The sequence below is a fragment of the Bacteroides muris (ex Afrizal et al. 2022) genome, assembly GCF_004793475.1.
GTDB classification, from domain to species: Bacteria; Bacteroidota; Bacteroidia; order Bacteroidales; family Bacteroidaceae; genus Bacteroides; species Bacteroides muris.
This window is the reverse complement of record NZ_SRYZ01000128.1, coordinates 1-651: the sequence shown is the minus strand read 5'-3', so window position 1 is coordinate 651 and position 651 is coordinate 1. Positions and strand designations below refer to the sequence as shown.

Below are 651 nucleotides of genomic sequence, written 5' to 3'. Positions count from 1 at the left end.
CCGACCTTCTTTCATATAACAACTGCATCGACTCACGATTCCAAAGCAATGAGCGAAATACCTTACGAAACAGGCTCTTACTACATTTTTGACCGTGCTTACAATAAGTTTTCGCAACTGTTCGGCATAAATCAAATAGGAGCACATTTCGTTGTTCGTGCAAAGAAGAATGTACAGTACAAAGTTGTAAAATGGAAACGTCGACTGCCTAAAAATGTACTCTCTGACTGTATCATTGAGTTTACAGAATACAAGGCAACGAAGGACTATCCTAAACAACTGCGACTAGTACGTTTCTTCGATGAAGAGCAAGGTAGAGAATTTGCATTTCTTACGAATGCAACGCATATTTCCTCTTCATTGGTTGCTAAACTCTACAAGAACCGTTGGCAAATAGAACTGTTCTTCAAATGGCTAAAGCAGCACCTCAAGATTAAGAAGTTTTGGGGGACTACCGAGAATGCCGTTAGAATACAAATCTATGTTGCCATTTGTACTTACCTACTTGTTACTATCGTCAAGAACGACATGAAATTGGAGAGAAGTACATACGAAGTCTTGCAGATTTTAAGCATTTCGCTAACTGACAAAACGCACTTGAAAGACCTCTTCGACAAAACTAAATTTCAATATGACAAAGACCGTTTCGGA

Annotated in this window: 1 protein-coding gene; it reads left to right on the top strand. The window is 38.9% G+C overall.

Annotated elements, in window-relative coordinates; genetic code table 11:
- The coding region (locus E5355_RS19170) for an IS4 family transposase (protein ID WP_136011567.1) at positions 1–651 on the top strand (651 nt) is incomplete at both ends.